Raw genomic sequence first — 5,780 nt, 5'->3', positions numbered from 1 at the left:
GGACACGAGCGGCCCTTCCCGCCCTGCTTCCGTCCGCCCCATCACCAGCACCGCGCGGAGGGACCGACCGTCGATCTCGCTCGGAGGAACGCGTGGCCATCCCTTGGCGCCGGCTCGCCGGCCGGCACCCCCGCCTTGTCGAGGCGGCCTTTCTGCTGCTGCTGTACGCCGCCACCAGCAACCGGTACCGGCGGGCCGGTACCGGCGCCGTCTGGTGGCCCGGGTTCGCCCTGGCGGCGCTCACCTGTGCCTGCCTGCTGGCCCGTCACCGCCACGCCGGTTCGGTGGTGGTCATGACCACCGTCGCCACCGCCGTCGTCGGCGGCCTGGGCAGCATGTTCGGCCCGCTGCTCCTGCTCCCGGTCATCGTCGCCCTGTACGCACTCGCCCTGCGCTCCTCGCGGCGGACCATCCGGGCCCACTGCCTCTTCGCCGTCCTCGTGCTCCTGCCCGTGGCCCTGCATGCGAGCCAGGACGGCGAGCCCTTGGCGGACCAGGCGGTGAGCCTCGTCTTCTGGGTCCTGCTGCCCGTCGTATACGGCGCGGCGGTACGGTCGCGCCGCGCGTATCTGGACGCCGTACACGCACGTGCCGAACATGCCGAGCGCACCCGGGAGACGGAAGCCCGCCGCCGTGTCATCGAAGAACGCGTCCGCATCGCCCGGGAACTGCACGACGTCGTCGCCCACCACATGGCCCTCGCCAATGCCCAGGCCGGCACCGCCAAACACCTGTGGAGCACTCGCCCGCAACAGGCCAGAAGCATTCTGACCGACCTGATCGGTACCACGACGGCGGCTCTGCGCGAACTCCAGGCCACGGTCGGCCTGCTGCGTCAACCCGACGACACCAAGGAACTGCTCGAACCGGCCCCCGGCCTCGCTCTGTTGCCCGACCTCGTCTCCGCCTTCGCCTCTGCGGACCTGCGTCTCGCCGTTACCGCCGAGGGGGAGAGCCGCCCGCTGACGGCCGGTACCGACCTGACCGCGTACCGCATTCTGCAGGAGGCCCTGACCAACGTCGCCAAACACGCCGCGGTGGACACCGCGCACGTGCACCTCGCCTACACCCAGGACCGGTTGACGCTCACCGTCAGCAATGCCGGGAACCCGCTCCCGCCTCCGCGCGCGCCCGGCGGCGGATTCGGTCTCATCGGCATGCGCGAACGCGCCCACTCCGCGGGGGGCCGCCTCACCGTCGGCCGCCGTTCCGACGGCAGCTACGCCGTCGTGGCAGAACTTCCCATCCAGCCTTGATCCCTTGGAACTCCCATGACGATTCGCGTTCTGATCGCCGACGACCAGGCCCTGCTGCGTGCGACCTTCCGTGTACTGATCGACTCCTGCGACGACCTCGAAGTCGTCGACGAAGCCATCGACGGACAGCAAGCCCTTGCCCTCGCCCGCGTCCACCGCCCGGACGTCGTCCTCATGGACATCCGCATGCCAGGCACCGACGGCCTTACCGCGACCGCGGCCATCTGCGACCACCCCGGCCTGCACGCTACCCGGGTACTCGTCCTCACCACGTTTCAGACCGACGAACACGTCGCCCGAGCCCTGCGCCTGGGCGCGAGCGGATTCCTCGGCAAGAACGCCACCGCCGACGAACTCCTCGACGCGATCCGCACCGTCGCCGCGGGGGACGCACTCCTGTCCCCAGCCGCCACCCGCTCATTGATCACTCGCTTCCTGTCCGCTCCGCACCCGGCCGCCGACGCACCCGAGTCCGAAGGCATCGCCGGCCTCACTCCCCGGGAGCGCGAAGTCTTCAGCCTGGTGGCAGCGGGCAGATCCAACGCCGAGATCGCCGATGAACTCATCCTCAGCCCACTGACTGTCCGCACGCACGTCCAGCGCGTCAAAACGAAGATGAACGCACGCGATCGTGCCCAGCTCGTCGCCTTCGCCTACCAATCCGGCACGGCCCGCCTACGGCAATGGGAGGAGCCTCGCGTTCTCCGGACAAGGATCTGACCTCACTCATGAAACGAGTCACGCTCTCTCAGCGTGGGGAGGTGCGGGTCCAGGTGCTCACGGCCTGGTTCACGGTGGTGAACTGTGCGCCGTGTTCCTTGGCCCGGTGGATGATCCGTTCCAGGATCCGGATGCGTCCGGCGCGGCCGATGGACTGCGGATGGAAAGTCTGGGTGAACACGCCGTGAGGTACTTCCTCCACCATGAAGTCGAGATCGCCCAGCCAGCGGTTGGCCAGCCCGTCCACGTCGGTGGACGCGGGCATGAGCATCGGTGGGGCGAGGGCGAATTCCATGAAGGGGAAGTCGTCGAGGGTCCAGGAGACGGGTACCTCGACCAGGTCGAGTTCGCGCCCGAACTCGACGGCCCGGTCGGTGTGGATGATGTCGCCGGTGCGGCAGCGGTAGAGCTCGAAATCGTGGGCCATCATGCTGCTGTCATAGACGAATCCGTAGTCGGTCAGCAGCCTCGTGGAGTTCGGGGAGAGGTCGAACGCGGGTGACCGGTAGCCGGCCGGGCGGACGCCGAGTACCCGGTCGAGGGCGTCGAGGCCACGATCGAGGACCTTTGCCTCTGCGGCCTCGTCCAGGCTGGTCGGCCCTTCGTGCGCGTATCCGTGATGCCCGATCTCATGGCCCGCGTCGCGGATGCGCTTGCACACGTCCGGGTAGGTGTCGGCGTCCAGGCCGGGGATGTACCAGGTGGAGGTGACTCCTTCGCGTTCCAGGAGGTCGAGGATGCGCGGGGTCGCGACGTTCGCCGCGAATTCGCCGCGTGAGACGTAGGTCGGTGTGGACAGGCCCATGGTGCCCAGCCACACGGAGATGGCGTCGAAGTCGAAGGTCAGGCAGACGGTCGGCTTGCTCATGGCATGGATCTCCTTGATCGGGATGCTCGGTGGCGGTTTCAGTGGGAGGGCCAGGCCCGGTAGCGCTCCGCGCGTCGGCGGCGGTCCGCGAAGGTCGTCGCGGCGCCCGTCCTCCGGTTCTCGGCGAGCCGCTGGAGATCGACATCGGCGACGGCGACGGCGTCGACATTGGCGGCGGTCTCGGCGAGCACCCCGTTGTCGGGCCAGCCGGTGTCGCAGGGCCCCAGGACCGCGCTGCGTGCCCAGGCGCCGGGCCACTGCCCCCGTGCCGGGCCCGCGACGCCGGAGTGCACGGTGTAGATCTGGTTCTCGACGGCACGGGCTGCCAGACAGTGGCGGACCCGCCAGAATCCGGCCTCGGTGAGCGTGAGTGAGGGGGTCAGGAGGATCTGCACGCCCTGCTCGGTCAGCGACGCGGAGCATTCGGGAATCTCGGATTCGTAGCAGATGTTCACGCCGACGATGCCGAAGGGGAGCTCAACGACCGCCATCTCGTCCCCCTCGCCGATGCCCAGAGAGAATTCGAGCGGGAAGAGATGGGTTTTCGCGTGCTCGTGCAGAAGCGTTCCGTCGGGTCCGAACAGGGGGGCGACGTTGAGCAGCCTGCCGTCGCCGGAGCGGACCAGGTGAGAACCGGCGAGAATGTGCTGCCGACGCTCCGCAGCCTCGCGGGCCATCATTTCGCGGTACTGGTCGGCGAACCGCACTGTCTGGACAGCGGGCTCCAGATCCACGGCGTCACGCCAGCCGGGCGCGGCGGTCATGAGCTCGAATGTGATCAGTTCGGGAAGTACGACAAGGTCGGCGCCCGCCGCCCGGTCGAGCAGTTCCCGTACATGTGCGGAGAATTCCTCGAAGTCGGCGACGTCACGGAATGCGGAAGTGCAGCTGGCGATCCTGGGCATCGGGTTCTCCCTTGAATCCGGTCGATGCCCGCATGGTGTCAGCGAGTCGATCCGGATTCGTCGGTCAGATGACCGACACGGGGACCCGGCCGGTCCCGCGTACAATGTGTCGATGAGAAGGTATCCGGCCGGTTTGTCCGAGGCGATCGCCTCGGTATCCCGCGGGGGTGAGATCCGGGAGCGCCACCGTGGCGAGATCACGGAGTATTCAGGTCTGGTCGGCTACCTCCGTGCGGCCGCCCGGCTCGACCTGTCGGCTCCTCTGTGCTTCGTCTGGGACGCAGCTCCTGACACAGCCGTCACGGGATCAACCGATACGGGTCACCAGATTCTGCATATCCGCGTCTCTCCCGCCGGCCGTCCGAACGGAGGCTGCCACATCGAGGTCCGGCCGCTCGGAGCCGAGGAGCGTTCCGGGCTCACCGGACGGGAACTGCAGGTGCTGACCCTCCTCGCCTGCGGGCTGACGAACCCCGCCATCGCCACCCGCCTCGCCGTCTCCCGGCGTACGGCCGCCACACACGTCGAGCGGCTTCTGGGCAAGCTGGGCGTCACCAGCCGCGCGGCGGCGACGGCTGTCGCGTTCGACCGGGACCTGCTCACTCTCCCCGTCCAGGGCCGACTGGACGGCCTTCCGCCGCTCAGCCTGCTGAGCCTTGAGGCAGCGGTACGCGGCACCGCGGGCGCGGTTCCCGCTGCCGCGGCTCCACGGCGCCGCATCACGCGCCCCCGTCCACTGATGATCGGCGCCGTCTACCCGTCTGCCGGTGACTGGCTCGGTGACGGCCTTCAGATGGAACAGGGCACCAGACTTGCCGTGGACGAGATCAATGACCGAGGCGGAATCGCCGGCCGCAGGATCGAACACATTCCGCTCAGAATCAATATTCAGGACCCCAGGGCAGTACAGCACGCGATCGAACAGCTCGTCGGCGAGGACGTCGACGCCATCACGACCGGGTACACGTTCCAGAGGTCCCGCGGTTCACTCGTCGCGCAATTCCTCCCCGCAGCCTCGGCCGGGTATCCACTGCTGCATCATTCGACTTCAGCCAGCGCCGCCGATCTGATCGCCGAGGAACCCGATAAATTCGGCAACATCTTCCAGGTGTGTGGTCGGGAGAGCATCTACGGAATCGGCTTCATCCGCACATTGACCATGTTGCGTGACTCCGGTGCATGGCAGCCGTCCTCGGACAGACTGCAGATATTCGACACCGACGACACAGACATGAGAACGTTCACGGCGTCCGCGACCGACGCGGCCGAGCGCGCCGGGTGGCGACTTTCCGTCGACCGCATCAGTTCCGTATCGCCGAACTGGTCCGGCGTCATCGGCAAGATCCACGACCTGGACCCTTCCGCTGTCATGATCGCCCAATTCTCCGCGCCTCACCTGGCCGGCTTTGTCCGCACGTTCCGGCAGGAGCCGTCCAACGCCCTGCTCTACGCGCTGTACTCGCCGTCGGTACCCCTGTTCCTGGACCGGGCCGACGCCAGCGCCGAAGGGCTGCTCTGGGCAACCGTAAGCGGGCTCTATGCAGATGATTTCGGGCACGGCTTCGAGCGGCGTTTTCGTCGGCGTTCCGGAATGAAGTCCGGAATGTCCAGTGCCGGAATACGCTACGACATGGTTCACCTTCTGGCCGCCGCGTGGGCGCAATGTGATTCCCCGCACGATGCCAAGGAAGTCAACCGCGTCCTGCGGCGAATTGTCCATCGCGGGGTGAACGGCTCCTACCACTTCGGCACCCCCGACCAGACCAACCTTGTCTACCCGGATCAGACCGCCGACCCGTCCATCGCCCAGGCCCACCTCGTTTACCAGATCCAGGACGGCCACCACCACGTCATCGCCCCGGCGCCGTACTCCACCGCGCCCTTTCGCCCGCCCGCGAACACCTAGGGCGCGGGCCGCGCGGCGGCACACCGGCCGGGCAGCCCCTCGACTGGGGCGTGTCTGGTGGATCAGGCTGGGTCAGTGAGCGGGGTCTGGTTGGGGTCTCCCCAGGCCCGTCAGGGCCGTGGGGA

The 5,780-nt window shown here is 68.0% G+C and carries 5 protein-coding genes; 3 read left to right on the top strand and 2 right to left on the bottom strand.

Features of this window, described 5'->3' with window-relative positions; genetic code table 11:
* Nucleotides 1-92: 92 nt before the first annotated feature.
* Both ACWF94_RS31265 and ACWF94_RS31260 read left to right on the top strand, forming a co-directional pair.
* Nucleotides 93-1,256, top strand: a complete 1,164-nt coding sequence (locus tag ACWF94_RS31265) for a sensor histidine kinase (protein WP_453496041.1) — start codon at nt 93-95, stop codon at nt 1,254-1,256.
* A gap of 15 nt (nt 1,257-1,271) precedes the next feature.
* Nucleotides 1,272-1,976 carry a response regulator gene (locus ACWF94_RS31260; RefSeq protein ID WP_453496038.1) on the top strand — a complete coding sequence of 235 codons (705 nt, stop codon included), beginning with the start codon at nt 1,272-1,274 and terminating at the stop codon, nt 1,974-1,976.
* Nucleotides 1,977-2,004: 28 nt separating this feature from the next.
* On the opposite strand, the gene ACWF94_RS31255 is transcribed toward ACWF94_RS31260, so the two are convergent.
* The gene (locus ACWF94_RS31255) at nt 2,005-2,844 is read right to left on the bottom strand and encodes a polysaccharide deacetylase family protein (RefSeq protein ID WP_453496035.1); all 840 of its coding nucleotides are present in this window, start codon (nt 2,842-2,844) and stop codon (nt 2,005-2,007) included.
* A 38-nt stretch (nt 2,845-2,882) separates the two neighbouring features.
* Nucleotides 2,883-3,749: a nitrilase-related carbon-nitrogen hydrolase gene (locus ACWF94_RS31250; RefSeq protein ID WP_453496032.1), complete on the bottom strand. Its 867-nt coding sequence runs from the start codon at nt 3,747-3,749 to the stop codon at nt 2,883-2,885.
* Nucleotides 3,750-3,861: 112 nt separating this feature from the next.
* Here ACWF94_RS31250 and ACWF94_RS31245 point away from each other — a divergent pair, with 112 nt between their 5' ends.
* Entirely contained in the window at nt 3,862-5,655 is a 1,794-nt protein-coding gene (locus tag ACWF94_RS31245; RefSeq protein WP_453496029.1) for an ABC transporter substrate-binding protein, read from the top strand.
* The last annotated feature ends 125 nt before the right edge of the window (nt 5,656-5,780 follow it).

It is taken from the genome of Streptomyces sp. NPDC055078 (assembly GCF_053607985.1).
This window is presented reverse-complemented; position numbering and strand designations above follow the sequence as displayed.

Bases quoted from the DNA above. Each gene is read 5' to 3' on its own strand.
- ACWF94_RS31260 (WP_453496038.1), top strand. From the start codon at position 1,272: ATGACGATTCGCGTTCTGATCGCCGACGACCAGGCCCTGCTGCGTGCG.
- ACWF94_RS31255 (WP_453496035.1), bottom strand. From the start codon at position 2,844: ATGAGCAAGCCGACCGTCTGCCTGACCTTCGACTTCGACGCCATCTCC.
- ACWF94_RS31250 (WP_453496032.1), bottom strand. From the start codon at position 3,749: ATGCCCAGGATCGCCAGCTGCACTTCCGCATTCCGTGACGTCGCCGAC.
- ACWF94_RS31245 (WP_453496029.1), top strand. From the start codon at position 3,862: ATGAGAAGGTATCCGGCCGGTTTGTCCGAGGCGATCGCCTCGGTATCC.